Source organism: Allobosea sp. P4_E12 (assembly GCF_056401655.1).
This window is the reverse complement of record NZ_JBFUIY010000012.1, coordinates 125,176-148,078: the sequence shown is the minus strand read 5'-3', so window position 1 is coordinate 148,078 and position 22,903 is coordinate 125,176. Positions and strand designations below refer to the sequence as shown.

Below are 22,903 nucleotides of genomic sequence, written 5' to 3'. Positions count from 1 at the left end.
TCGGACTGGATATAAAATCCGGTCTGATATGCTAGAAAGTCATCGTCGCCGCGTTGATGACGCCGGCCGCAAGCGAGGCGGCACCCAGGAACAGTGCGGCGGCCAGCTCACCGGCAGCGATCCGCGCTGACAGGTTGGGCAGCACGAGCCTGACCAGGAAATAGACCAGCAATTGCACCACGAGGGCGACAATGCCCCAGACCACGAGGTCGATGATCGTCGTTGCATGGACCACGGCGCTCGACAGCGGCAGAGCAAAACCCGTGAGACTCAGCCCCAGCGAGAGTGCCGCAGCGACGTTGTTGCGGCGGATCAGGCCGAATTCATTATGCGAGGTCGCCAGGGTGTAGATCAGCAGATAAACGGCGACGAGCCCGAGCGACGCTGAAAAGAAAAGTGCAAAATCCGGCAGTCGCGCCAAAGCTTGGCCGAGCATCGTCATCCCCTAAGTGATTCTGTGCGCGATCCTGCGCTTCAGTTCGCCTCGAACGCAACCATGCAACCCATGGCGGTGCTGGCCGGCACGACGATGCGACCACCGATCTGTCGCCACTCGACCTCAGCCGCGTCCAGAACCCCACGCACCCCATCGAGATCCTTCACCGCGACCGCGAATCCGGCGAAATGCGGATCCTTTCTCCCCTCCTCGACGCCGAAGAGCTGGTAGGCGGCATGCGGCGTCAGAATATCGACGCGGCCGCGCGGAAGGGCAGCGCTGATGCCGAGCGAATTGGATTTCAGACTGCGCTCGCCAGTGTAGGCCGAAAGGAAAACGTGGTGGTCGGTCGGGTTCTCCGCGACCATGACGGCAGAGGCCAATGCCTGTACGCCGTTCTGATGCTGCTGAAAGGCCGGATTCCAGAAATTCTGCGGCTCGTGCTGCTGGCAGACGAAGAAACCGCAAGCGGGCGCCGATGCGTTGCGGGCAAAGGCCAGCGAAAAGGCGACACGGACCTCGTTGCCATCAGGACTGCGCGCCTGACGCTCAAAGAGAAACGGCTCGTAGTCGCCGATGCCGGCTGCTTCGAAAATCTGCGCATCCGCCTTCGCATCGCGACTTTCGAGAACCAGCATCGACAGGCCTTCTGCTCGGGCGAGCTGATCGCGGACGAAGGCTCCGAAGGAAAAGCGCCGATGGGCATGGGGTGGAATGGCCCCGGAGTCGCCGATCGTGATCAGCTCCAGGAAGGCCCCCGGAAACTGGACGATGCGGTTCTCCGTGCCCCAGGGATGTCGATTGCGGGCTCCAACCCTGAAGCCCATCTTCGCATAGAGTTGGCCGGCAGCATCGAGGTCACGCACGCCGATGACGAGATGATCGAGGCCACGTGGCCGATTGGGCTGGGACATGTCGCGAATCGCCGTTGCTCAGGCCGCGCGTTGCGGTCTCAGGCGCCGGCTGTAGCAAGCTTTGCCGAAGCGGTCACGGCTCGATGTAATGCGGCACGAAGCGCGACGTATTCTTGGTGATCGGCGTCACATCCTCCCGGATGCACAGCCCGCAAGGCTGCGAGGCGACGAGCCATGAACCCAGCACGGCATGATACCCGGCGAAGGAGGCAAGCGCCGCGGCATCCTGAAGGATGAAACCCTCCGCCCCATAGGGACCGTCATCGCTGTCTAGCACCGTTCCGCGTTCGACCAGCGTGATGTTGGCGCCCTCGCGCGAATAGAGAGGCTTGCGGACATAGCGGGGATTGAGCTCCGCGCAACGCGGATCGCCCTCGAAGAAGGCGGGCAGCAGATTCGGGTGGCCGGGCTCCATTTGCCAGAGGCAGGCAAGCAGGCCCTTGTTGGAGAGAAGGGCCTTCCAGGGCGGCTCGATGAACTGGCAGCGCGAGCCGGCCAGAGCATCCGCGTAGCTCTCTCGGAAGAGCCACTCCCAGGGATAGAGCTTGAACAGTGTCTCGATCGGCAGATTGGCTCCGTCGCAGAACCGTCCGTCGGGAAGCAGTCCGATCTCCTCGATGAAGGTGAAACGCGCGTCGAGGCCGGCCTGCACGGCACAATCCTTGAGATAGTCGACGGTGCCCTTGTCTTCATTGCTGTTCTGGACGCAAGTCAGATGCAGTCGATAGGGCGATGGCTCGCGCAGGGCAGCAAAGGCCGCGATCAGCCGTTCGTGCAGCGAGTTGAACTGATCGCTATCCGGCGGGAGGGCACCCCGTGCCATGGCCTGCTCAAGCCAGTCCCATTGAACGACGCTCGATTCGAACAGTGCGGTGGGCGTATCCGCGTTGTATTCCAGCAGCTTGGCCGGCCCGCTGCCGTAATAGGCAAGATCGAGCCGGCCGTAGAGGTTGCGATCGCCGCGCTGCCAGCTGTCGCGGATCAGTGGCCAATGCGGCGGCGGAATTGCGAGCCGGGTCAGGATCTCCTCGTCGGCGATCGCGCGTTCGACGAAAGCGAAACAAAGCTGTTCGATCTCGCCTGTCGGCGCTTCGATATCGCGCTCGATCTCCTCGAGCGTAAAGGCGTAGGCAGCGCTCTCGTCCCAATAGGTCTCGCCGTCGAGCGTGTGGAAAGCGAAGCCCAGACGCTCGACCTGAGCCTGCCAATCCCGACGAGGTGAGAGTTCAACCCGCCGCATCTCAGGACGACGAGGAGGAACTGTAGGAGCGGGAGGTCGAGCCGAAACCGCCGCGGGAGGCAGCGCTTGGCATGCTGGCGACCCCGGTCGACGAGACATTGCGCGCGACCAGCGCCTGTCCCGCGGTTGTCGAATAGGCGCGTGAACTTCCGACTCGGCCGCCTCCCCCTCCGGAGGACGATGACGACGAGGACAGGGCCTGCTGACATTCCTCGGCCACACTGCCAGTCGGGCAGGCCTGACGCGTCGGCGGCAGGAGCGGCTGGGCTGCACCACCACCGCTCTGCGCGAAGCTGCGCGCGAGCATGATTCCGGCAAGCGCCGGAACAACGGCCTGCGCGCCGTTCCAAACCGCGCTCTGACAGGAGCCGGAGCCATACTCGGCTTCGCATGCGCTGGTGCTGGTGAACTTCTTCGCGTCGCGGAGTTGATTTGCGGAGGCTTCGTTGAAGCGCTGCTCACATTGGCTGCCGGACATCTGCCCGGCGGCGCGACAATCGGCGAGCGAGTTATAAACGAGGGTATCCTCCACATCGTCTTCCGAGCGCGGCCACGCTATCGCGACCAGCACCACCCCCACTGCGGCCAATCCGATCTGCGAGGAGCGTTTCATGACCGCCTCCCCTCAAACCGTCATGCTGGCGGCCGCCAGCGTGCCGCTGATCACCGCGATCACCGCCAGCATTGCGGCGGACGGGAGGCGATCCTCCTGGATCTTCTTCGAGAGGTCAGGGATCAGGACGCGGGCGAGCCCATAGGCCGCGAACTGGATCAGCATCGCGGCAAGCGCCCAGAGCACGCAGTCCGCAATGCTGCTCGCCTGAGCGATCGCCCTTTCGAGCGGGATCGAGAAGCCGGCGAGATTGCCGCCTAGTGCTATCGCAGCGGAGAGATTGCCTGCCCGGATCAGTGCGATTTCGTCATGCGCGGTCAATCGCATATAGATGAGAGCGAAACCCGTGATCAGCGCCGATCCGACCACGAAATACAGCAAAAAAGCCGGCAAACCGGCCATCGAGACCGCCATGTCGCTCCCCCCGAGTCGCAACGCGACTATAAGCCGCCAGCGCGGCTGCACCAGCGGCTTGTCGGAGGTATCCAGGCACTTGATCAGGCGGGCAGCTCGCGCCGCCCGGTTCGGATCAGACCAGGCGGCTCTGCACCACCGCCGCCTCGACGAAGCTGGCGAAAAGCGGGTGAGGCTCGAATGGCCGCGACTTCAGCTCGGGATGATACTGCACGCCGATGAACCAGGGATGGTCGGGATATTCGACCGTCTCGGGCAGAAGCCCGTCTGGCGAAACACCGCAGAACTTCAGGCCATTTGCCTCAAGCCGCTCGCGATAGCCCATGTTGACCTCGTAGCGGTGGCGATGGCGCTCGGAAATCTCGGTCGAACCGTAAATCTCGGCGATCTTTGAGCCAGGGGCCAGCTTGGAGGCGTAGGCGCCGAGCCGCATCGTGCCGCCCAGATCGCCACCGGCCGCACGCATCTCGAGATCGTTGCCGCGCATCCATTCGGTCATCAGGCCGACGACAGGCTCCTCGGTGGGGCCGAACTCGGTCGAATTGGCCTTCTCGATCTGAGCGAGCGAACGGGCCGCCTCGATCACCGCCATCTGCATGCCGAAGCAGATGCCGAAATAGGGAACCTTGCGCTGCCTGGCGAAGGTCGCCGCCTTGATCTTGCCCTCGGCACCGCGATGTCCGAACCCGCCGGGAACCAGGATGCCGTGGACATGCTCCAGGAAGGGAGCCGGGTCTTCCTTCTCGAAGACCTCCGATTCGATCCAGTCGAGATTGACCTTGACCCGGTTGGCGATGCCGCCGTGCATCAGGGCCTCGATGAGGGACTTATAGGCGTCCTTCATGCCGGTGTATTTGCCGACGATGGCGATCGTGACTTCGCCCTCGGGATTCTTCACGCGCTCGGAAATGCGCCGCCAGTTGCTCAGATCGGGCGCTTCGCCGGCGTCCAGGCCGAACGCCGCCAGAACCTCGGTGTCGAGCCCTTCGGCATGATAGGACAGCGGCACGTCATAGATCGAAGCAACGTCCCGCGCCTCGATCACCGCGGTTTCGCGGACATTGCAGAACAAAGCGAGCTTGCGGCGTTCCTCGCGCGGGATCTCGCGGTCGGTGCGGCAGAGCAGGATATCGGCCTGAATGCCGATCGAACGCAGCTCCGCAACCGAATGCTGGGTCGGCTTCGTCTTCAGCTCTCCGGCCGTCGGGATATAGGGCAGCAGCGTCAGATGCGTGAAGATGCACTGGCCGCGCGGCAGCTGCTGGCTGATCTGGCGAATGGATTCGAGGAAGGGCAGGCTCTCGATGTCGCCGACCGTGCCGCCGATCTCGACCAGCGTGAAGTCATAGTCTTCATTGCCGGTGAGGACGAATTCCTTGATGGCATTGGTGACGTGCGGAACGACCTGGATCGTCGCACCGAGATAGTCACCCCGGCGCTCCTTGGTCAGGATGTCCATATAGATGCGGCCGGTGGTGATGTTGTCGCCCTTGTTGCAGGGCCTGCCGGTGAAGCGCTCGTAATGCCCGAGATCGAGATCGGTCTCGGCCCCGTCATCCGTGACGAAGACCTCGCCATGCTGATACGGGCTCATCGTGCCCGGATCGACATTGAGATAGGGATCAAGCTTGCGCAGACGGACCGTATAGCCACGTGCCTGCAGGAGAGCTGCGAGAGCTGCCGCCGCGAGGCCTTTGCCAAGCGAGGATACCACGCCGCCGGTGATGAAAACGTACCGCGTCATGGGAGATCACCTTTAACGCCAGGGTTTCGATTCGCTAAGCGCGCCGTTGCAGACCCGCCCTGCTGTTTATGCTTGTCCACAACGGAGAAGGGCCGGACTTCCGCCAGCTCTTCCCCAAAAGAGAAGGGCCGGTTTCCCGGCCCCTGCCCTGTCCTCGTCACTGCTGCGGCGCTGCCGGCGGTGTCGGCGGTTGTGAGCCGCCCTGATTCTGCATCTGGCGCAACTGGTCGAGCACGCCGCCTGCGGCGTTGGGAGCGCTTGGACCGTTCGGTGCCGCGGGAGCAGTCGTTCCCGGCGCGCCGTCGATGATCGAGCGCTGCGTCCGCCCATGGGTCGCCATGATCGCCAGAGCGATCGAGGTCAGGAAGAAGAGCCCGGCAAGGATAGCCGTCGCGCGGGTCAGGGCATTGGCCTGGCCGCGGCCGGTCATGAAGCCGCCGACACCACCGCCACCGCCCGAACCCATGCCCAGGCCGCCGCCCTCGGAACGCTGCAGCAGGACCACGCCGACGAGCGCGATCACGATGATCAGATGGATGACGATGAGAACGTTCTGCATGATCCCACGAAATAGGTATGACGCGGGCCGCCACAAGGTGCCCCGCGCCGCATGTCCGCCAATTGCGGGCTCGGCGGCGCACATAGCATGCAGTTGCCGGGTGCACCACCCGGCAATTGCGTCATTCGTGCAATGCCGCCGTCAACGCGACGGCATGGATCAGCGGCAGGCGCGTGCGATGCCGAGGAAGTCCTCGGCCTTGAGACTGGCGCCGCCGACGAGCGCACCGTCGACATGGGGGACATTCATCAGTTCGGCCGCGTTGGACGGTTTGACCGATCCGCCATAGAGCAAGCGCACACCAGCGGCCGCCGCCTTGCCCAGGAGCTTGCCGAGTTCGCTCCGGATCGCCTCGTGCATCTCGGCGACGTCGGCGGCGGTCGGGGTCAGCCCGGTGCCGATAGCCCAGACCGGTTCGTAGGCGATGACGAGGGTCGAGGGCGTCGACGCATCGGGGACCGAGCCGCGAAGCTGTTTCCTGACCACGGCAAGCGCCTTGCCGGCTGCGCGCTCGGCCTGCGTCTCGCCGACGCAGACGATCGGGACCAGCAGGGCGCGCTGCGCCGCTTCGGCCTTGGCCTTGACGACCGGATTGGTCTCGCCGTGGAGGGTGCGGCGCTCGGAATGACCGACGATGGCATAGCCGGCGCCGGCATCGGCGAGCATGGCGGCGGAGACCTCCCCGGTGAACGCGCCGCTTTCCTGCTCACTGCAATCCTGTCCGCCCGAGGCAATACGCGAGCCGGTCAGGGCTGCCGTCATGGCAAAGAGCAACGTCGCCGGTGGGCAGATGGCGAGATCGACAGCGTGTTTCAGCTCCCGGTCATAGCCCCTGGCTACCTCGGCTGCGATGGCAAGCTCGGCCTTGAGCCCGTTCATCTTCCAATTGCCTGCCACCAACGGCTTGATGCTGCGCGTCACCATTTTTCTCCTCTTCTCTCGCTCCGGGCTCTACCAACGCCCGCAACGCGCCGCAATCAGCCGGCAAGACCACGGTGAAGATTGCGGGCAGCGTGATCGGTTCCTATAAGCAGCGCCACAAAACGCGAAGGCTCGCGTCGCAGCGATGCGGCCGGAGAGGGAAAGAACGACCCCATGATGATGAATCGCATCCGCAAGGCGGGTCAGGGCCTCATTGGCAAGCTCATCATCACAGTGATGTTCGGATTTCTGATCCTGTCCTTCGCGATCTGGGGCATCGGCGACATCTTCCGGGGGTATGGACGCAACTCTGTCGCTCAGGTCGGGAAGACCGAGATCGGCCTCGAGCAGATGCGCGTGGCCTATCAGAACGAAGTCCAGAACCTGACGCGCCAGCAGCGCCGCTCGATTACTCCCGAAATGGCGCGCGCGCTGGGGCTCGACCGCCAGGTGCTCTCGCGCCTCGTGACGGAGGCTGTGCTCGATCAGACCGCGAGCCGGATGCGGCTTGCGGTCTCCGACGAGACCATCCGCAACCTGATCTTCCAGGACCCGGTCTTCCGCGATGCCTCCGGCAACTTCTCGCCGGCCCGCTTCAACGAATTGCTGCGCTCGAACGGGCTCAACGAACAGAATTATGTGCGCGAGCAGCGCGCCACGATCCTGCGCCAACAGATCGCCGAGATGGTGGTCGGCGGCGTGACCGCTCCGGTCGCGCTGCAGGAACTGGGACATCGCCTGCGCAACGAGCGCCGCGCAGTGACATTCGCCAAGCTGCCGCCGGCCGCCGCCGGTGAGATCGCCGCACCGACCGAAGCTCAGCTCAAGGGCTATTTCGACGAACGCAAGGCGAGTTTCCGGGCTCCCGAGTTCCGTAGCGCCAACGTGCTGACGATCTCGACCGAAGCTTTGGCCGACCCGAGCAAGGTCACCGACGAAGAGGCCAAGGCCCGTTATGAGCAGGTCAAGGCGCAGCGCTTTGGTTCCCCCGAGAAGCGCACGATCCAGCAGATCACCTTCCCGAATGCCGAGGAGGCGCAGGCCGCCAAGGCGAAGATCGATGCCGGCGAAGCGTTCGAGGCGATCGCCGCCGCGCGCAATGTCGCCGAGAAGGACCTGACGCTAGGCACCTTCACGCGCAATCAGGTCTTCGATCCGGCCGTGCGCGAGGCCGCGTTCGCGCTTGCCCAGGGAGCCGTCAGCGCTCCGGTCGCCAGCGCCTTCGGCTCGGTGCTCCTCCGCGTCCCGACGATCGAACTCGAGCATATCCGGCCCTTTGAGGAGGTTGCTGCCGAGGTGCGCAAGGACGTCGCGACCAGCAAGGCCACGAGCCAGCTCACGGACCTGCATGACCGGATCGAGGACCAACGGGCCGCGGCCAAGCCGCTTGCCGAGATCGCACGCGAGTTCAATCTGCCCCTGCTGACGGTCGGCCCGGTCGATGCCAGCCTGGGCAAGCCGGACGGCACGCAGGCACAGCCCCTGCCCGGCGGCGACGCCACGCTTCCCGCCATCTTCCGCTCGGATATCGGCGTCGATAACGAGGCCATTCGCCTGCCGCGCGACACGGGCTATGTCTGGTTCGATGTGACCAAGATCGACCCCTCGCGCGAGCGGACCTTTGACGAGGTCAAGGGCGAGGTCGAGCGTCAATGGCGGGCAGACGAGGTGGCGAGCAAGCTCTCGGCCAAGGCCCGCGAACTGGTGCAGCGTCTTGATTCCGGCGAGGCCTTCGATGCCGTGGCCGCCTCGGCCGGCCTGGTTGTCGAACAGGCGGCGGAGCTCGGCCGGCAGGACCAGAAGCCGGAGCTGCCCGCCAATGTCATCAGCCTGATCTTCGGAACGCCTGTCGGCAAGAGCAACTCGGCGCTGGGCGCAGACGACAGCGGGCGCGTCCTCTTCAAGGTCGTTTCGGCGACGGTACCGCCCTATGCCCGGACGACGCAGGAGGCGGAGAATTTTGCCCGCCTGCTCGGCTCCAGCGTCAGCGAGGATATCCTCGCGCAGTATGTCGCGAAACTGCAGAGCAACCTCGGCGTCACGGTCAACGAGACGGCCTTCCGGAACGCCACCGGCGGCGCGCAGAACTGATGTCTGCGCCCTCCGATCTGTCCTCCTTTGCGGAGGCGTATGACGCGGGAGCGCCGCAGCTTCTGCGGCGCGTCCTGGTCGGTGATTGCGAGACGCCCGTCGCCGCCTTCATGAAGCTGAGGCACGCCACGTCCGGCCCAAGTTTCCTGCTCGAATCGGTCGAGGGCGGCGCCGTACGCGGGCGTTATTCGATGATCGGCATCGAGCCGGATGTGATCTGGCGCTGCCATCGCGGTGAGGCTTCGCTTTGCCGACCGGCTTTGGGCGAGGCCTTCGTCGCCGATCCGCGCCCCGCCTTCGAGAGCCTGCGGGCTCTGCTCGGCGAGAGCGCTATCCCCGACGAGGATGGCCTGCCACCGATGGCGGCCGGCGTCTTCGGCTATCTCGGCTACGACATGGTGCGGCTGATGGAGCGACTGCCGCAGCCAAAGGACACCGGGACCGGCGTCCCCGACGCGATCCTGACCCGCCCCACCCTGATGGTGGTGTTCGATTCCGTGCGCGACGAGATCCATCTCGTGACGCCCGTCCGCCAGCAACCGGGCGTTGCCGCACGCGTCGCCCACGATCGGGCCCAGGAGCGGCTCGACCGGGTCACGGATATCCTCGAGGGTCCTCTCCCCCCGGAAGCCGACATCGATATCGCCGCGCTGCCGCAGCCCGACATCGTTTCCAACACGACCGAGGCCGAGTTTCACGCCATGGTGGCGCGGGCGCAGGACTATATCCGCGCCGGCGACATCTTCCAGGTCGTGCTGTCGCAGCGTTTCGAGGCGCCCTTCGCCCTGCCCTCCTTTGCGCTTTACCGGGCGCTGCGGCGCGTCAACCCGGCGCCGTTCCTGTGCTATCTCGACTTCGCTGATTTTCAGATCGTCTGTTCGAGCCCCGAGATCCTGGTACGGTTGCGCGACGATACCGTCACCATCCGGCCGATCGCCGGCACGCGGCGGCGCGGCGCGACGACCGAAGAGGATGCGGCGCTCGCCGAGGAACTGCTGGCCGACCCCAAGGAACGGGCCGAGCATCTGATGCTGCTCGATCTTGGCCGCAACGACGTCGGCCGCGTTGCACGGATCGGCTCGGTCAAGGTCACCGATTCCTTCTTCATCGAACGTTACAGCCAGGTCATGCACATCGTTTCCAATGTCGAGGGAGCGATCGACCCGCAGCATGATGCGCTGGCCGCACTCGCCGCGGGCTTCCCGGCCGGCACCGTCTCCGGAGCGCCGAAGGTGCGTGCCATGGAGATCATCGATGAGATGGAACATGACGCACGCGGCGCCTATGGCGGCTGCATCGGCTATTTCGGTGCCAATGGCGAAATGGACACCTGCATCGTGCTGCGCACCGCCGTGGTGAAGGACGGCCGCATGCATGTCCAGGCCGGCGCCGGCATCGTCTATGATTCGAACCCGGCCTCCGAACAGCTCGAATGCATCAACAAGGCCAAGGCCCTGTTCAAGGCAGCGGAGGAAGCAATCCGGTTCGCGGCGCGCGCTGGCCGGGGACAATAGTGGCCTCGCCGGAGCCCCGGGATGACGAAGCCGTTACGGTCGTCGAAATCCTGCGGGTCTTCAGTGATGCGAGCACACGCCCCTGCCTGGTTCGGACGACCGACGGCAGGCTGCATGTCCTGAAGCTCGCCGGCGCCGGGCCAGGGCCTCGTGGCCTGCTGATCGAGCTCCTTGCCCTGCGCTTCGCGAAGCTGCTCGGCGCACCGGTCCCCGATGCCAAACCACTGCTGCTGCCGCACAGCTTCCCATGGATGGTCGGCACCGACGAATTCGACGAGATGATCCAGCGCAGCTTTGGCTGGAATCTCGGCGTTGCTTTCATCCCGAACACCGCGCCGGTCGCAGCCGCGGACCTTGGCCCCGACGATGCGGCGAGTCTCCTGGCGATCGCGGAGGCGGATTGCTTCCTGCACAATGTCGACCGGCCGCGCTCGAATCCGAATCTCCTGCGCGGGGCCGGCGGTACGCTGCACGCGATCGATTTCGACGCCTGTCTCTATTTCGACAGGGCACTGGCCGGCCGCCTGCCCGCCAGCTTCGCACTTCCACGCACACATCTCCTGGCAGGTATGATGACGGCGAGCAAGGGCAAGGCACTCGATCCCGACCTGCCGATTTCCTGGCTGGCAGAAGCACCGTCGGCCTGGATCGACGCCGCGGGACGCGAGGTCCCAGTCATCGCCAACGCGCTTGCGACCTATATCCGGCACTGGAACGCCCTATGCACCGACGGGGCGCTAGAGGCTGGCGATCAGCGAGAGGCCAGCGTCGGCGAGAGCGGCGGCTGTGTCTCCCAGGCCTTGCCGCTACGACCTTCCTCATAGCCGCGCTGGAACAGGGCTTTCATGTACTCCGTATCGAATTCGGAGCGCTGATTGCCTTGAAAGCTCTTGGGAATGGCGGTGAAGGAGAAGCGCGCGTGCATTCGCTTCGCCATCTCCGAGATCGCTGCGATATTGGCGAGCGCTTGGTATTTCACCAGCGTCGAGATCGAGCGTGTGGCCAACCCCGCCACCGTCTGGGTGCTGGCCTTGTATTCCGGCTCCAGCTTGCCGTTGCGAATGACATAGAGCGAGAGACTGCGTTCCTGACCGAGATTGCGCCGGGCAGCCCCGTTGAGATCGAGCCCCGGTGGGGCAAAGAAGATCTGCGAGGTGACACCGCCGTCGACGTGAAGCTCGTCGAAGACCTTGCCGTTGCTCTCGACATTGAGGCGCACGGCCGGAAAGACCGCCGGTATGGCTGCCGAAGCAAGCAGAATATCGACAAAGAGCTTCTGCCGGTCGGGCCGCTGACTCGCGGCAATGCTGCCCACGTCCCAGATCACTGGCCGCTGAGCATCGAGATTGGTGGTCTGGACCAATAAACGGCGGCCCTTGCGGTGCTCGGCAGCGATTTCATCGAGCAATTGCTCGGTCGCATAGCGTTCGACCAGGTGGCGCAGTGGCGTCGTGTCGTAGAGGGACTCGCCAAACAGTCCGAGGACTCCCTTGCTGCGAAAGAGCTCGTTATCGCCGTAGCGCGTATAGATCTCCTCCAGGGCGCCGTCATAGTGCGAGCCGAGGAACGCAAAGGGCGCAGCGAGCGAGCCAGTACTGACCCCGGTGACGACCTCGAATTGAGGCCTGTCGCCGCGCGCGCTCCAGCCCTTCAGGAAACCCGCGCCATAGGCCCCCTCTCCGCTCCCACCTGAAATCGCAAGAAATGTTGCGGCCGCCTGGCATTTGCCACAGCCCGAAGCGGCGATCTGCCGGTATTGGATATCGACATATTTGCTTGTGGTGGGGACGACCGCATCCCCCCAGAAGCGGATCGTGCCGAATCCGGCGACCTCGGCTGTCGACAGGCCTTCCGCGGGCAGAGCTTGCGGTCGTTCCCCGGAATTGCATGCAGCCAGGCCGAGCAGCGCGGAGGCCAGCAGCACGTGCCTGATCGCCTTGGCCCGACGCAACATCGCCATGCCCCACACCCGAACGCCCCTGCAAGATTGCGCGGTCTCTTCACCGCCATCTTGTCGCCAGCGGAGCTGCGAGCGCAATCGCGATGGAGCCACGATCCGACAATAACTTGACCACTTGCCCCCCGAACGGGCATGACCACCTTGCCATCATCGCGACCGGAGATCTCGTTAGCGGCAATGCGTATCCTGCTGATCGACAATTACGACAGCTTCACCTGGAACCTTGTCCACCTGATCGGCGGGCTTGGGGCGGAGGTCGAGGTTCGCCGCAACGATGCCCTTGCCGTCGAAGAGGCGCTGGGGGGAGGGCATGACGCAATCGTATTGTCGCCAGGCCCCTGCACCCCCAACGAGGCCGGCATCTGCCTTGACCTCGTACGCCAGGGTGCCGACAGGAAGCCGATCTTTGGCGTTTGCCTCGGCCTGCAGACCATCGGTCAGGCCTTCGGTGGCGAGATCGTGCGCGCGCCGCTGCCGATGCACGGCAAGATCTCGACCATTGGCCATCACGCCCGCGGCCTCTTTCACGGCATCAACGGGCCGATCCAGGCGACGCGCTATCACTCGCTCATCGTGGCACGAGAAAGCTGCCCGACCGAACTCGAGATCGAAGCCACGACGGAAGACGGGCAAATCATGGCGCTCTCGCACCGCTCCCTGCCGGTGCATGGCGTACAGTTTCACCCCGAGAGCATCGCCTCCGAACAGGGTGCGACGATCCTGCGCAATTTCCTCGGCCTGGCGGAACGATGGTCGCAGACACAGGACCGTGCCGCCCTTTCCGAAACAGCCTGACGTCGAAGAACCCATGGACGATTTCAAACCCTTCATCGCCAAGGTGGCGACCGGCGCCTCACTCTCCCGCGAGGAGGCGCGCGATGCCTTTGACACCATCCTGTCCGGCGAGGTCACCAATGCGCAGGCGGCCGCCTTCTTGATGGCGCTGCGCGTCCGTGGCGAGACCGTCGAGGAGATCGCCGGCGCGGTCAGCGCCATGCGCGGCAAGATGCTGCCGGTAAAAGCACCGGCCGGCGCGATCGACATCGTCGGAACCGGCGGCGACGCTTCGGGCTCCTATAACGTCTCGACGCTGGCCGCGATCATCACTGCTTCCTGCGGCGTGCCGGTCGCCAAGCATGGCAATCGCGCCGCCTCGTCACGTTCCGGAGCGGCCGACGTGCTCACCGCGCTCGGCGTCAAGGTGGGGCTCGAGCCCGCGGGCACGGAGCGCTGCATCGCCGAGGCCGGCGTCGGCTTCATGTTCGCGCCGACCCATCACGCCTCGATGCGGCATGTAGCACCGGTGCGCACAGAACTCGGCACCCGCACCATCTTCAACCTGCTCGGGCCGCTCTCCAACCCGGCCGGTGTCAAGAGGCAGCTCGTCGGCGCCTTCTCAGAGACCTGGCTCGAGCCGATGGTGCGCGTGCTGTCTGCTCTGGGCTCCGACCGCATCTGGGCCGTGAACGGCTCTGACGGCCTTGACGAGATCACCACCACCGGGCCGACCCGCGTCGTCGCGCTCGAAAAGGGCAAGATCGAGAGTTTCTCGATCAGCCCGGACGATGTCGGCCTGGCCCGTGCAAAGCCCGAGGATCTGCGCGGCGGTGAACCGGCGCAGAATGCCGAGGCGCTCCGCGCGGTTCTCGACGGCAAGAAGACGCCCTTCCGCGATATCGCGGCCTTCAATGCCGCCGCCGCGCTCGTCGTGGCCGGTCAGGCCGGTGATCTGCGCGACGGCCTCACCCGCGCGACCTCGGCGATCGACAGCGGCAAGGCCAAGGCGACGCTGACCGCACTTATCGCCAGCTCGAACGCGTGAGGACGTCATGAGCGACATCCTCGCCCGCATCGAGGCCTATAAGCGCCAGGAGATCGCCGCTGCCAAGGCCGCGGTTTCCCAGGCTGAGATCGAGCAGCGCGCCCTGGCTGCCGGCCCCGTGCGTGGCTTCACGGCCGCTCTTGCCGCGAAACACGCGGCCGGCAAGCCTGCATTGATCGCTGAGATCAAGAAGGCCAGCCCGTCCAAGGGGCTGATCCGCGCCGATTTCGACCCGCCATCGCTGGCACGCGCCTATGCCGATGGCGGCGCGGCCTGCCTGTCCGTACTGACCGATGCCCCCTCTTTCCAGGGACAGCCGGAATTCCTGCAGCAGGCGCGCATGGCAAGCGGCCTGCCCGCCCTGCGCAAGGATTTCCTCTATGACCCCTATCAGGTCTTCGAGGCTCGCGCCTGGGGCGCCGACTGTATCCTGATCATCATGGCCGGCGTCGATGACGGGACAGCCCGCGCGCTGAACGAGGCGGCAAAGTCACTCGGCATCGACGTGCTGGTCGAGGTTCACAACGAAGCTGAGCTCGATCGCGCCCTCGAGCTCGACAGCCCCTTGCTCGGCATCAACAATCGCGACCTTCGCAGCTTTGCCGTCGATCTCGCCGTCACCGAGAGACTTGCACCGCGCGTCCCCGCGGACCGCATCATCGTTGGCGAGAGCGGCATCTTCAGTCATGCCGACATCGCACGGTTGCAGCGCGCCGGCGTCAACACCTTCCTCGTCGGCGAGAGCCTGATGCGGCAGGACGATGTCGCCGCTGCGACCCGTGATCTCCTGACCGGTTCTGCGCGCAGCGCAGCATGAGCAAGCTCAGCCATCTCGACGCCAGCGGCCAGGCCCATATGGTCGATGTTGGCGACAAGGAGGAGACCTCGCGCATCGCTGTCGCCGAGGGCTGTGTCGTCATGCAGCCCGGGACCCTGGCGATCGTGCGCGATGGCGACGCCAAGAAGGGCGACGTGCTTGGCACGGCGCGCCTGGCTGGAATCATGGCCGCCAAGCGCACGCATGAACTGATCCCGCTCTGTCACCCGCTGCTGATCAGCAAGATCAGCGTCGACCTCACCCTGGACGAGACATTGCCCGGGGTGCGCGTGAGCGCTGAGGTCAAGATGAAGGGACAGACCGGCGTCGAGATGGAGGCGTTGACCGCTGTCGGCGTCGCCTGCCTCACAGTTTACGACATGGTCAAGGCGGTCGACCGGGCGATGCGGATCGAAGGCATCAGGCTCGTCCACAAGTCAGGTGGAAAATCCGGCACCTTCGATCTCCCGGAAACTGCGCGATGAGCCTCACGCCCGTCCCCGTCGCCCTGAAGGCGCTAATCGACAGCGTTCCGGCACCGACACCATCAGAAACCCTGCCACTCGCACAATGCGTAGGGCGCGTGCTCGCCGCCGACCTGCAGGCGCTTCGGACCCAGCCCCCCTTTGCCAACTCCGCAATGGACGGATACGCCGTTCGCGCAGACGATATTGCGCCGGCAAATGAATTGCGTGTCATCGGCGAATCGGCTGCCGGTCGTTCCTTCTCAGGGATGGTCCGCTCCAATGAGGCTGTTCGCATCTTCACCGGTGCTCCGATTCCGGAGGGCGCCGATACGATCTTGATTCAGGAGAATGCGGACGGCGTCGGCACTGCGACGATCCGCGTGCGCGAGGACGCCGAGCGCGGCAAGTTCGTTCGTCAGGCAGGATTGGACTTCTCCGAGGGCGAGGTGTTGCTTCTCGCCGGCAGCCGGCTCGACAGTGCGAGCCTCGGCCTCGCGGCAGCCATGGGCCACCCCATGCTCACTGTGCGTCGCAAGCCACTGGTCGCGATCCTCGCGACTGGCGACGAACTGGTCCAGCCCGGCGAGCCGGTTGGACCCGACCAGATCGTCGCGTCCAACAGTTTTGCGCTCGCCGCGCTGGTCGAGCAGGCCGGCGGCACGGCGCTCGATCTCGGGATTGCCCGCGATGATCATGCCGATCTCGCCGACAAGATTGGCCAGGCACGGAAGGCCGATGCCGATGTGCTGATCACCCTCGGAGGAGCCTCGGTAGGTGAGCACGATCTCGTCCAGGCAGCGTTGATCGGTCAAGGCATGGCGCTCGGCTTCTGGAAGATCGCCATGCGGCCGGGCAAGCCGATGATGATGGGCCGCCTCGGCCGCATGGTCGCGCTCGGCCTGCCCGGAAACCCCGTCTCGTCCATCGTTTGCGGACATCTCTTCGTCGTGCCCCTGCTCAGGACCCTCCTGGGCGTACCGGAACCGGAGCGCGATCTGAGTGAGCCTGCAATCGTCGGAAGAAATTTGCCGGCAAATGATGAGCGGCGAGACTATATGAGGTCGGAACTGACGCTCACTCCGGAAGGATGGCTGGCAACGCCCTTCGCCAAGCAGGATTCGTCGATGCTGGCCACTCTTGCCCGCGCCGACGCGCTACTCATTCGCGAATCGTTTGCTGCGCCGGCAAACAAAGGCGACAACTGCCGGATCATCCGCCTACGCTGAGCGCGCTTGCGGAACACAACGCGAACCTGTATGGTGTTCGTGCTTTGTTTCGATTCCATACAAAGAGCGCCGGCGGGAACCATGCTGACACGCAAACAGTTCGAACTGCTTCGTTTCATCCAGGAACGCCTGCGCGAGACAGGGGTGCCCCCCTCCTTCGACGAGATGAAGGACGCGCTCGATCTGCGCTCCAAGTCCGGTATCCATCGCCTGATCATGGCGCTGGAGGAGCGCGGGTTCATTCGCCGCCTTCCCAATCGAGCCCGAGCGCTGGAGATCATAAAGCTGCCCGAAGGGGCCGGCGGCCCTCAGGCGACGCGCGGACGGTTCAGCCCCTCCGTCGTCCAAGGGGGGCTTGGCAAGGTCCGGCCGATCGCACCGCCCCCGGACGAAGATGTGCGCTCCACGGTTGCGATTCCGGTCATGGGGCGGATTGCCGCCGGTACACCGATTTCCGCCATCCAGAGCCGCAGCCATACCGTGGCACTGCCTGCCGACATGCTTGGCCCCGGTGAACATTTTGCCCTCGAGGTTCGCGGCGACTCGATGGTGGAAGCCGGCATTCTCGACGGCGATACGGTGGTGATCAAGCGTCAGGACACGGCCAATACCGGGGATATCGTCGTGGCTCTGATCGATGACGAGGAAGCAACGCTGAAGCGACTGCGCAAGCGCGGCTCCTCGATCGCGCTCGAGGCTGCCAATCCCGCCTATGAGACAAGGGTGCTGGGACCGGACCGCGTCAAGATTCAGGGCCGCCTGGTCAACCTGATGCGGCGCTACTGAAGCGGCTCGTGTTCTTCGACAGCCGCCAGCGGCAAAGCCGGCGTGCTTGCAGGCCGCTCCCGCTTGCGGCTCCAGGGACGATCGACACCATCCTGCTCTGATAGATGGGCGCGCCAGCCGCCCTTGTTGCCGACAAGGGCGGTCGCGCCATCGCGCGACAATGCCCTGCGGTCGATCAGTCGTGCTGCGCACGGAGCGTTCCACGGAATCGGCGTGATGACGAGATCGGCGCGCCGACAGTCCTCGACGATGGCCAGGCGATCACGTGCAAAGGCAACGCTTCGTCCATCCTTGCTGCGGACGACACAACCCAACGTGTCGCAGGCCGCGCCTTCCCGCAGGCTGTTGTCGTCAGTCCGGCGATTATCGCCATCTGCGTTCAGCCATTGCTGCAGCACGAAGCGGCTCGGTTGCCCCGCCAGGATCATGCGACCATCGCCCCCGCGGACCAGGATGCCGGAACCATCGCGTTCGATCAGGATGTCGGGCCTGTCGGGCTTCGCTGCCACGAGCAGTCCCGCGATCAGGGGGGCGACGGCCAGGAAGCGCAGCGGTGTCGTCCAGAGCGTGATCCAGAGAAGCGCAGCGGCAAAGCATGCGAGCGCCGCGGCCCCGAATGCAGGAATGATCACCGCGGAGTGGTCGAATCCCGCAACCCAGCGCGCGGATTGCAGCACATAGTCCGAAGCGACTCCCATGAGCGCCCAAGCCGGCCAATCCAGGCCGAAGGGATAGGCGAGCACGCCGAAGACAGCGGCAGGCATGACGATCAGGGAAACGAAGGGCAAGGCGAGCGCATTGCCGAGCAGACCGAAGGGGTTGAAGGTCTGGAAGTGATAGGCACCGAACGGTGCGGTTGCGACCGTCGCCAGCACGGTCGTGACCGTGAGCCCGACCACCGCGATCCAGATCGGCCGTAGCGGCCAAGGCAGGTTCGCCGGCGCCTCGGAGTGGCCGCGATCCTCCCAGCGCTCGGCAAAGGCGATCAGCGCCGCGACAGCGCCAAAGGACATCTGGAAGCTTGGACCAAGCAGCGCGTCAGGCTCGCGCAGCAGAACGATCATCGCAGCGAGAGCCAGATTGCGCATGCTGAGCGCCGGGCGATCGACGAGAATCGCACCGAGCATGACCAATGTCATGATCAGCGAGCGCACCGTCGCGACCTCGGCTCCCGAGAAGATGCAATAAGCCGTGGCGCCGAGCATCGCGGCCAGGGCGGCGAGTTTCTTTATGGGCCAGCGCAATGCCAGCGTTTGCGATAGCGCCAGCAGGCCACGGACCAGGCCGAAGATCGTGGCGGAGGCCAGCACCATGTGAAGGCCCGAGATCGAGATGATATGATAGATTCCGGCCGCGCGGAGGTCGATATTGGTCGCCTCCGTGATGAGGCCGCGCTTGCCAGTAACCAACGACGCCGCCATCGCGCCAGCCTGCCCTCCCCCGATCCCGGCGATGCGCTCCGTCAGGGCATTGCGCGCCCGGTCGACCGTCGCGCGTATCTGAAGCTCGAGCGGTGGCTGCAAGGGTGGTGGGGCGAGCGTGATCTTTCCGGGGATGGTCCCGACTGCACCAAGCCCTCGGAAGAAGGCGTCGCGCCCGAAGTCGTAGCCACCTGGTCGCACTGGACCGGGCGGCGGCAGGAGGCGCGCGACGGCAGCGATGTGATCGCCCGGCGAAACCGAACCACCTTTGACGTTGACCCGAACCCGCCGTGGCAGGCGTTCAGGCTCCACCCCGGCAATGCCGGTCACCAGGATCACGAGGCGCGCGCCGGCGTCGCGCGCCTCGACCGATTCGACAAAGCCGGTGAGTTGTCCCACGCGCATTCGATCGAGCATCGGTGCTGCGATCGTCGCCGTGCGCCAGGCCGCGGCACCAAAGCCGGCGAAGATGGCAGCAAGGCCGACGCAAGCGAGCATGACCGGGCGTCGGGCGCGCGACAGCGCTGCCATCGCAGCGGAGACGCCAAAGCCGGAGAGCGGGACCCAGAAGGATGGCTCGCGATCAGCCGCGAAATAGAGCAGAATGCCGGCTCCCATCAGCACCGGCAGCCAGAGAAACAGCCTTCTTCGTCCGGCCTCGATCGCGATGGCGCCCAGGAAGCGCGCGCGCCATTCGGCGAGAAACAACCGAATGGCAGCGTCCTGAAACCATATCTCGGGAATGCGGAATGGTACGGCGCGAACACGCGCGCCGCGCAGCCGGCTCGGGTCTGGCGGCGCCTCGCGCATAGGCCGTCCCTCGGTCAGCCAACCAGATGCGATCTTGCGCTTAACGTCGGCCCCATCAGCATGTTACAGGGGCGGCGTCGGTTGTCATGTCCCTTCGACGTCTTGTTCCTCTGCCGCTCTGTCGGCCTCATTTCCCGTCCTGCCGGAGCCTGCCTTTCATGAGTGATGCGGTCGTTACGCGCTTCGCGCCGTCTCCAACCGGATTCCTGCATATCGGCGGCGCGCGTACCGCGCTGTTCAACTGGCTCTATGCCCGTCGCCATGGCGGCAAGATGCTGCTGCGCATCGAGGACACCGACCGCGAACGCTCGACCGAGCCGGCCATCGCGGCGATTCTCGACGGCCTGTCCTGGCTTGGCCTCGATTGGGACGGCGAGACCGTCTACCAGTTCGCCCGTGCGGCCCGRCACCGCGAGGTCGCCGAGCAGATGCTCGCCGCCGGCAAGGCCTATTATTGCTATGCGACACCGCAGGAACTCGAGGAGATGCGCGAGAAGGCGCGCGCCGAGGGCCGTCCCATGCGCTATGACGGACGCTGGCGCGATCGCGATCCGGCAACCGCGCCGGCCGGCGTGAAGCCGGTCATCCGCCTGCGCGCGCCGCAGACCGGAGAGACGGTGGTCGAGGACGAGGTGCAGGGCCGCGTCGTCTGGCAGAACGAGAATCTCGACGACCTCGTGCTGCTGCGTTCCGACGGCAACCCGACCTATATGCTCGCTGTCGTCGTGGACGACCATGACATGGCCGTGACCCATGTCATCCGTGGCGACGACCATCTCACCAACGCCGCCCGCCAGACCCAGATCTACCAGGCGATGGGCTGGCGCGTGCCGAGCATGTCGCATATCCCGCTGATCCATGGGGCGGACGGCGCGAAGCTCTCCAAGCGCCATGGTGCGCTCGGTGTCGATGCCTATCGCTCCATGGGCTATCTGCCGGTGGCCCTGCGCAACTACCTCCTCCGGCTGGGCTGGAGCCATGGCGACCAGGAGATCTTCTCGACCGAAGAGATGGTCTCGCTGTTCAATCTTTCCTCGATCGGCCGTTCCCCGGCACGCTTCGACTACGCGAAGCTGGAGAGCCTGAACGGGCTCTACATGCGCCAGTCCGATGACCGTGACCTGCTTGATGCACTGAAGAGCATCTTGCCGGAAATCGGCCCCGCGCACGGCCTCGGCCCCGAGCTCGATCCGGCTCTCGAAGCCAAGCTTCTTGCTGCGATGCCGGGATTGAAGGAGCGAGCCAAGACGCTGATCGAGCTGCTCGACAGCGCCTCCTATCTTTTTGCCAAGCGTCCGCTCGCACTCGATCAGAAGGCGGCGACGCTGCTCGACGAGGGCGCCCGCCAGCGCATGCCCAGCCTGGCAGAGAAGCTTGCCGCGGTGAACGACTGGACACCGGCTCCGCTCGAGGCCGCGGTCCGGGCCTTCGCCGAAGAACATGCCCTCAAGCTCGGACAGGTGGCGCAGCCGCTGCGGGCCGCACTCACCGGACGGAGCCAGTCGCCCGGCCTGTTCGATGTGATGGCGGTGCTCGGCCGCGAGGAAACGCTCGCTCGTCTCAGCGATCAAACGTGATCAAAGGCGGGGCAGCCCCGCCTTTGTGATTGGTTGAACCCCAAGGGCAAATGGGCTAGTGACGCCGCATATGCCGAGGGTGTCCGAAGCGGCGCCCCGGTATGAATATTGCTTTAATATCAGTCGGATGTACCTTCCTTTGCCTGCAATCCCGTCACATGGCCGTTACGCAGAGCCACTCGGATGATGATTGCCGTTCCGGCACCCATTCGTGCCGGCTCGGATGGAACGAAGATTGATCAGCAGCGAGCCTGAAAGGATCGGTATCGATGAGCGGAACCAACAGCCAGCTGAGTGTGGACGGCAAGACCGTCGACCTGACGGTCAAGACCGGATCGATCGGCCCATCCGTCATCGACATCAGCAAGCTCTACGCACAAACCGGGATGTTCACCTATGACCCCGGCTTCACCTCGACCGCGAGCTGCGAGTCGGAGATCACCTATATCGATGGCGACGAGGGCGTTCTGCTCCATCGCGGCTATCCAATCGAGCAGCTTGCCGAGCATGGCGACTTTCTCGAGACCTGCTATCTCTTGCTTTACGGAGACCTGCCGACCGCGGCGCAGAAGGCGGATTTCGACTACCGCGTGACGCGCCACACCATGGTGCACGAGCAGATGGCCCGCTTCTTCCAGGGCTTCCGACGCGATGCGCATCCGATGGCGGTGCTGGTGGCCTCGGTCGGCGCGATGTCGGCCTTCTATCACGACTCGACCGACATCTCGGACCCGCAGCAGCGCATGATCGCGTCGATGCGGATGATCGCCAAGCTGCCGACGCTGGCTGCGATGGCCTTCAAGTACACGATCGGCCAGCCCTTCGTGTATCCGCTGAACTCGCTGGACTACACCTCGAATTTCCTGCGCATGTGCTTCGCGGTGCCGGCGGAGGAGTACAAGGTCAATCCGGTCCTGTCGCGCGCGCTTGACCGCATCTTCATCCTGCACGCCGACCACGAGCAGAACGCCTCGACCTCGACCGTGCGTCTTGCCGGTTCCTCGGGCGCCAATCCCTTCGCCTGCATCGCAGCCGGCATCGCCTGCCTCTGGGGCCCTGCGCATGGCGGCGCCAACGAGGCGGCCCTCAAGATGCTCGAGGAGATCGGGTCGGTCGACAACATCCCGAAATACATCGCCAAGGCGAAGGACAAGAATGATCCGTTCCGCCTGATGGGCTTCGGGCACCGCGTCTACAAGAACTACGACCCGCGCGCCAAGATCATGCAGAAGACGACGCATGAGGTGCTGAACGAGCTCGGCATCAAGGACGATCCGCTCCTCGATGTCGCGATCGAACTCGAGCGCATCGCGCTCAGCGACAGCTACTTCATCGAGAAGAAGCTCTATCCGAACATCGATTTCTATTCGGGCATCACCTTGAAGGCGATGGGCTTCCCGACCTCGATGTTCACCGCGCTCTTCGCACTCGCCCGCACCGTCGGCTGGATCGCGCAGTGGAAGGAAATGATCGAGGATCCGTCCCAGCGGATCGGCCGCCCGCGCCAGCTCTATACCGGCTCGCCGAAGCGCGATTACACGCCGATCGGCCGTCGCTGAGAACAATCTGAC

General features: G+C 64.9%; 21 protein-coding genes. 11 read left to right on the top strand and 10 right to left on the bottom strand.

The window, feature by feature from the left end; all coding sequences use genetic code 11:
• Positions 1 to 31 precede the first annotated feature (31 nt).
• The 8 genes from AC1DW9_RS17390 to tpiA all read right to left on the bottom strand — a co-directional run bounded on the left by AC1DW9_RS17390 (position 32) and on the right by tpiA (position 6,844).
• Complete coding sequence (locus AC1DW9_RS17390; RefSeq protein ID WP_441491797.1) at positions 32 to 436, bottom strand: DUF350 domain-containing protein; 405 nt, start codon at positions 434 to 436, stop codon at positions 32 to 34.
• A gap of 38 nt (positions 437 to 474) precedes the next feature.
• Positions 475 to 1,350 carry a VOC family protein gene (locus AC1DW9_RS17385; protein ID WP_441491798.1) on the bottom strand — a complete coding sequence of 292 codons (876 nt, stop codon included), beginning with the start codon at positions 1,348 to 1,350 and terminating at the stop codon, positions 475 to 477.
• A gap of 73 nt (positions 1,351 to 1,423) precedes the next feature.
• Positions 1,424 to 2,590: a glutathionylspermidine synthase family protein gene (locus AC1DW9_RS17380; protein ID WP_441491799.1), complete on the bottom strand. Its 1,167-nt coding sequence runs from the start codon at positions 2,588 to 2,590 to the stop codon at positions 1,424 to 1,426.
• A gap of 1 nt (position 2,591) precedes the next feature.
• A complete protein-coding gene (locus AC1DW9_RS17375) occupies positions 2,592 to 3,203 on the bottom strand; it encodes a DUF1190 domain-containing protein (protein WP_476775397.1) in 612 nt (203 codons plus the stop codon).
• A 12-nt stretch (positions 3,204 to 3,215) separates the two neighbouring features.
• Positions 3,216 to 3,617, bottom strand: coding sequence for a DUF350 domain-containing protein (locus AC1DW9_RS17370; protein ID WP_476775398.1), 402 nt, complete (start codon positions 3,615 to 3,617; stop codon positions 3,216 to 3,218).
• 115 nt (positions 3,618 to 3,732) lie between these two features.
• Positions 3,733 to 5,361, bottom strand: a complete 1,629-nt coding sequence (locus AC1DW9_RS17365; RefSeq protein ID WP_441491802.1) for a CTP synthase — start codon at positions 5,359 to 5,361, stop codon at positions 3,733 to 3,735.
• A gap of 157 nt (positions 5,362 to 5,518) precedes the next feature.
• On the bottom strand, positions 5,519 to 5,920 hold the full coding sequence (gene secG / locus AC1DW9_RS17360) for a preprotein translocase subunit SecG (protein ID WP_441491803.1): 402 nt from the start codon (positions 5,918 to 5,920) through the stop codon (positions 5,519 to 5,521).
• A 159-nt stretch (positions 5,921 to 6,079) separates the two neighbouring features.
• Entirely contained in the window at positions 6,080 to 6,844 is a 765-nt protein-coding gene (gene tpiA / locus AC1DW9_RS17355) for a triose-phosphate isomerase (RefSeq protein WP_441505554.1), read from the bottom strand.
• A 171-nt stretch (positions 6,845 to 7,015) separates the two neighbouring features.
• Here tpiA and AC1DW9_RS17350 point away from each other — a divergent pair, with 171 nt between their 5' ends.
• From AC1DW9_RS17350 to AC1DW9_RS17340, 3 genes are read left to right on the top strand one after another with little or no spacing between them, the layout of a single operon-like run.
• On the top strand, positions 7,016 to 8,932 hold the full coding sequence (locus AC1DW9_RS17350; protein WP_441505553.1) for a peptidylprolyl isomerase: 1,917 nt from the start codon (positions 7,016 to 7,018) through the stop codon (positions 8,930 to 8,932).
• On the top strand, positions 8,932 to 10,446 hold the full coding sequence (gene trpE / locus AC1DW9_RS17345) for an anthranilate synthase component I (protein WP_441505552.1): 1,515 nt from the start codon (positions 8,932 to 8,934) through the stop codon (positions 10,444 to 10,446). Before AC1DW9_RS17350 ends, trpE begins: the two co-directional genes overlap by 1 nt.
• Complete coding sequence (locus AC1DW9_RS17340; RefSeq protein ID WP_476775399.1) at positions 10,446 to 11,270, top strand: HipA family kinase; 825 nt, start codon at positions 10,446 to 10,448, stop codon at positions 11,268 to 11,270. Before trpE ends, AC1DW9_RS17340 begins: the two co-directional genes overlap by 1 nt.
• On the opposite strand, the gene AC1DW9_RS17335 is transcribed toward AC1DW9_RS17340, so the two are convergent.
• A complete protein-coding gene (locus AC1DW9_RS17335; protein WP_476775400.1) occupies positions 11,198 to 12,406 on the bottom strand; it encodes a patatin-like phospholipase family protein in 1,209 nt (402 codons plus the stop codon). The genes AC1DW9_RS17340 and AC1DW9_RS17335 overlap by 73 nt on opposite strands.
• Before the next feature lie 177 nt (positions 12,407 to 12,583).
• Here AC1DW9_RS17335 and AC1DW9_RS17330 point away from each other — a divergent pair, with 177 nt between their 5' ends.
• The 6 genes from AC1DW9_RS17330 to lexA all read left to right on the top strand — a co-directional run bounded on the left by AC1DW9_RS17330 (position 12,584) and on the right by lexA (position 17,524).
• Positions 12,584 to 13,201, top strand: coding sequence for an anthranilate synthase component II (locus tag AC1DW9_RS17330; protein WP_476775401.1), 618 nt, complete (start codon positions 12,584 to 12,586; stop codon positions 13,199 to 13,201).
• Between the two features lie 13 nt (positions 13,202 to 13,214).
• On the top strand, positions 13,215 to 14,228 hold the full coding sequence (gene trpD / locus AC1DW9_RS17325) for an anthranilate phosphoribosyltransferase (RefSeq protein ID WP_476775402.1): 1,014 nt from the start codon (positions 13,215 to 13,217) through the stop codon (positions 14,226 to 14,228).
• A 7-nt stretch (positions 14,229 to 14,235) separates the two neighbouring features.
• A complete protein-coding gene (trpC, locus tag AC1DW9_RS17320; RefSeq protein ID WP_476775403.1) occupies positions 14,236 to 15,045 on the top strand; it encodes an indole-3-glycerol phosphate synthase TrpC in 810 nt (269 codons plus the stop codon).
• Entirely contained in the window at positions 15,042 to 15,530 is a 489-nt protein-coding gene (gene moaC / locus AC1DW9_RS17315) for a cyclic pyranopterin monophosphate synthase MoaC (protein WP_441505546.1), read from the top strand. Before trpC ends, moaC begins: the two co-directional genes overlap by 4 nt.
• On the top strand, positions 15,527 to 16,738 hold the full coding sequence (locus AC1DW9_RS17310) for a molybdopterin molybdotransferase MoeA (RefSeq protein ID WP_476775404.1): 1,212 nt from the start codon (positions 15,527 to 15,529) through the stop codon (positions 16,736 to 16,738). The genes moaC and AC1DW9_RS17310 overlap by 4 nt, the downstream gene beginning before the upstream one ends.
• Positions 16,739 to 16,819: 81 nt before the next feature.
• Positions 16,820 to 17,524 (top strand): transcriptional repressor LexA, encoded by a 705-nt coding sequence (lexA, locus tag AC1DW9_RS17305; RefSeq protein WP_441505544.1) that lies wholly within the window; start codon positions 16,820 to 16,822, stop codon positions 17,522 to 17,524.
• Here lexA and AC1DW9_RS17300 read toward each other — a convergent pair.
• On the bottom strand, positions 17,518 to 19,755 hold the full coding sequence (locus AC1DW9_RS17300) for a ComEC/Rec2 family competence protein (protein WP_476775405.1): 2,238 nt from the start codon (positions 19,753 to 19,755) through the stop codon (positions 17,518 to 17,520). The genes lexA and AC1DW9_RS17300 overlap by 7 nt on opposite strands.
• Before the next feature lie 158 nt (positions 19,756 to 19,913).
• Between AC1DW9_RS17300 and gltX the strand changes: the two genes are divergently transcribed.
• Both gltX and gltA read left to right on the top strand, forming a co-directional pair.
• A complete protein-coding gene (gltX, locus tag AC1DW9_RS17295; protein WP_441505542.1) occupies positions 19,914 to 21,332 on the top strand; it encodes a glutamate--tRNA ligase in 1,419 nt (472 codons plus the stop codon).
• Between the two features lie 269 nt (positions 21,333 to 21,601).
• Positions 21,602 to 22,891 (top strand): citrate synthase, encoded by a 1,290-nt coding sequence (gltA, locus tag AC1DW9_RS17290; protein WP_441491816.1) that lies wholly within the window; start codon positions 21,602 to 21,604, stop codon positions 22,889 to 22,891.
• Positions 22,892 to 22,903: the final 12 nt, after the last annotated feature.

What these genes read in the sequence shown, in the direction of transcription:
- trpE (WP_441505552.1), top strand. Translation starts at nt 8,932, where the DNA reads ATGTCTGCGCCCTCCGATCTGTCCTCCTTTGCGGAGGCGTATGACGCG.
- gltA (WP_441491816.1), top strand. Translation starts at nt 21,602, where the DNA reads ATGAGCGGAACCAACAGCCAGCTGAGTGTGGACGGCAAGACCGTCGAC.
- trpC (WP_476775403.1), top strand. Translation starts at nt 14,236, where the DNA reads ATGAGCGACATCCTCGCCCGCATCGAGGCCTATAAGCGCCAGGAGATC.
- AC1DW9_RS17335 (WP_476775400.1), bottom strand. Translation starts at nt 12,406, where the DNA reads ATGGCGATGTTGCGTCGGGCCAAGGCGATCAGGCACGTGCTGCTGGCC.
- AC1DW9_RS17380 (WP_441491799.1), bottom strand. Translation starts at nt 2,590, where the DNA reads ATGCGGCGGGTTGAACTCTCACCTCGTCGGGATTGGCAGGCTCAGGTC.
- AC1DW9_RS17390 (WP_441491797.1), bottom strand. Translation starts at nt 436, where the DNA reads ATGCTCGGCCAAGCTTTGGCGCGACTGCCGGATTTTGCACTTTTCTTT.
- moaC (WP_441505546.1), top strand. Translation starts at nt 15,042, where the DNA reads ATGAGCAAGCTCAGCCATCTCGACGCCAGCGGCCAGGCCCATATGGTC.
- secG (WP_441491803.1), bottom strand. Translation starts at nt 5,920, where the DNA reads ATGCAGAACGTTCTCATCGTCATCCATCTGATCATCGTGATCGCGCTC.
- AC1DW9_RS17350 (WP_441505553.1), top strand. Translation starts at nt 7,016, where the DNA reads ATGATGATGAATCGCATCCGCAAGGCGGGTCAGGGCCTCATTGGCAAG.
- AC1DW9_RS17330 (WP_476775401.1), top strand. Translation starts at nt 12,584, where the DNA reads ATGCGTATCCTGCTGATCGACAATTACGACAGCTTCACCTGGAACCTT.
- AC1DW9_RS17370 (WP_476775398.1), bottom strand. Translation starts at nt 3,617, where the DNA reads ATGGCGGTCTCGATGGCCGGTTTGCCGGCTTTTTTGCTGTATTTCGTG.
- lexA (WP_441505544.1), top strand. Translation starts at nt 16,820, where the DNA reads ATGCTGACACGCAAACAGTTCGAACTGCTTCGTTTCATCCAGGAACGC.
- AC1DW9_RS17385 (WP_441491798.1), bottom strand. Translation starts at nt 1,350, where the DNA reads ATGTCCCAGCCCAATCGGCCACGTGGCCTCGATCATCTCGTCATCGGC.
- AC1DW9_RS17310 (WP_476775404.1), top strand. Translation starts at nt 15,527, where the DNA reads ATGAGCCTCACGCCCGTCCCCGTCGCCCTGAAGGCGCTAATCGACAGC.
- AC1DW9_RS17300 (WP_476775405.1), bottom strand. Translation starts at nt 19,755, where the DNA reads ATGCGCGAGGCGCCGCCAGACCCGAGCCGGCTGCGCGGCGCGCGTGTT.
- tpiA (WP_441505554.1), bottom strand. Translation starts at nt 6,844, where the DNA reads ATGGTGACGCGCAGCATCAAGCCGTTGGTGGCAGGCAATTGGAAGATG.
- trpD (WP_476775402.1), top strand. Translation starts at nt 13,215, where the DNA reads ATGGACGATTTCAAACCCTTCATCGCCAAGGTGGCGACCGGCGCCTCA.
- AC1DW9_RS17365 (WP_441491802.1), bottom strand. Translation starts at nt 5,361, where the DNA reads ATGACGCGGTACGTTTTCATCACCGGCGGCGTGGTATCCTCGCTTGGC.
- AC1DW9_RS17375 (WP_476775397.1), bottom strand. Translation starts at nt 3,203, where the DNA reads ATGAAACGCTCCTCGCAGATCGGATTGGCCGCAGTGGGGGTGGTGCTG.